The sequence below is a fragment of the Bacteroidota bacterium genome (assembly GCA_030706565.1).
Classification (GTDB): Bacteria; Bacteroidota; Bacteroidia; order Bacteroidales; family JAUZOH01; genus JAUZOH01.
In genome coordinates this window covers 1-2,187 of record JAUZOH010000538.1, presented here as the reverse complement: position 1 = coordinate 2,187, position 2,187 = coordinate 1, and the positions used below count along the sequence as shown (strand labels likewise).

Annotated in this window: 1 protein-coding gene; it reads right to left on the bottom strand. The window is 39.6% G+C overall.

Annotated features, from left to right (window positions below; genetic code table 11):
- Positions 1-50 precede the first annotated feature (50 nt).
- On the bottom strand, positions 51-2,187 hold a 2,137-nt coding region (locus Q8907_16535; GenBank protein ID MDP4275876.1), incomplete at its 5' end, for a SusC/RagA family TonB-linked outer membrane protein.

The following is a 2,187-nucleotide window of genomic DNA, read 5'->3' as shown; positions in this document are numbered from 1 at the left end:
TTTATAATTATTGATTTCATATGTTTAGCTTTTTTAATGGTTAATGTTAACTAAAAACTAGCACGTAGCGAAATTCCCAGGCTTCTTGTAGGGGCACTTGATCCCTGATCTATGCCCTGGTATAGCCAGCTTGAACCTATGCCAACTTCCGGGTCAAGATTGGGCAGTGTTTTCCAGATATAAAACAGGTTTCTGCCAATCAGGCTGAATTGCAGCCTCTGAAAACCGATTTTTGAAACCAGTTGGTTTGAAAATGTGTAGTTTAAAGTTACTTCTCTTACTTTAATATAACTGTTGTCGAAAACAGCCTTTTCATAACGGTTATAGGAACCAGCACCGGATCCCCAAGCAAAACTGTTCATGTAATAAGTAGCCGCATCGACGATGGTGGTATTTTTGGCTCCGGTTGAAGTGACCCCATCAAGAATAACGCCATCATGGTAAGTCCCGCTTGCAGATGCTACTTTGTTGTTGTTTGCATCAATATTATAGGAAATACCGCCATGTGCGGCATCCCTGTAATCCAGGGTATTTTTGAACATGCCTGCACCATACATGTAATACATGGGGGTTGATACCAACTGTCCGCCAAATCTGTAATCAATAATGAAATCCAGCGAAAAATTCTTGTATGAAAGGCTGTTGGAAAGGCCTCCGGTAACCTTTGGCATTACATTCCCCACTTTTACATAATTGTTGTAATCAATATTATAAACCCCGTACTCATTGACCACATTTTGTCCTTTCTCATTGGTTTCAATAGGATGTACGTATATGTCGCCCAGTGCATCGCCTACATTGGCTTTAATGACCAGTGAACCGCCATCCGTGTTGTACATTTCCAGGTTAGTCAGATAGTCAGACAGTCTATCCAGTTTGTTTTTATTGAAAGAATAATTCAGCCGGGTTTCCCAACTGAAATTTTTCGTTTTTATGGGATTGGCCGTTAAGGCCATTTCAAATCCCTGGTTTGTCAGGTCTCCGACGTTTGATAACATACTGGTTGCCCCGGTAGAAGCCGCAATGCTGGGGTAAAGAATCTGATTTTTGATTTTGTTGTTGTAATACGAGACATCAATTCCCAGTATATAATTAAATAGCCGGGCTTCAAGTCCGATTTCTGTCTCATATTTTTTCTCCGACTTGATCCCATCGTTCCCATATTGACTGCTATTCGGATATTGATAAAGAGCCGCTCCTGTTGCAGTCTGTACGGAATTTTGAATGTAGGCTACATTTGCCTGATACATTTCCGGGTGGTTCCCTACTATTCCCCATGAAGCCCTTAATTTGCCAAAGTTGAGGAATGAAGGCATGTGGAAAGCATCAGAAAAAACAAATCCACTGTTTATGGAAGGATAAAAATAAGTGTTTTTCCCCGGCGGTAAAGTTGAAGTTGCTTCATTTCTTCCTGTTCCTTCAATGAAAAACCAGTCTTTGTAGTTAAACGAAAGCATTCCGAATTCTGCCATATAGGTCTGATTTTTTCTGGTTGATTTAATCTGATCTGTTGTAAATGATTTGGCAGAATTATTGATGCTAAACCAGTTTTCATTGACCAATCCGCCATTGGTCCCTTGTTGGGCATCATTATACGTGTCGTCTTTACCGGTAATGCCTCCGGTTAATGTAAATTCCAGATCTTTTGTAATTTTATCCGTATATACGGCCATAGCATCCCCGTATATCAGGCTGTATTGGCCGTTTTGTACTCCATAAGAGCCAGAATATCCAAAGGATACCGGGTACAAGTTGTACTGCTTATCTTCTACTTTTACACTGGTGAAATCATTGCCCAGCCTGCCTCTGATTTTTAGTTTATTGGTCAAATTAATGTTCAGAGTGGCACTATTAACAAAACGGTTCTGATATTCGTTGTGGCTATTCTTTTCCTGGTTCCATAAAAAATCTAATAATTCATTAGCCCTGATATTGTAAGCAAGTTTTTCTTTATCATTATAAGGTTTGTTATAGGGCACCCAGTGATATCCCTGTGAAGTTTGATATTTGTTGAAGTAAACAGACATGTCATCCATACGGCTGAAGAAACCGTCATAAGCTCCAAATATTCTGGACATCATTGTAGGCCGGTTGTGGGTATAACTGTTCATATAATCGGATACCAGCTCAATACTTAATTTATCACTCAATTTCATAGTCCCGTTGAGATTGAAATAATTCTTTTCC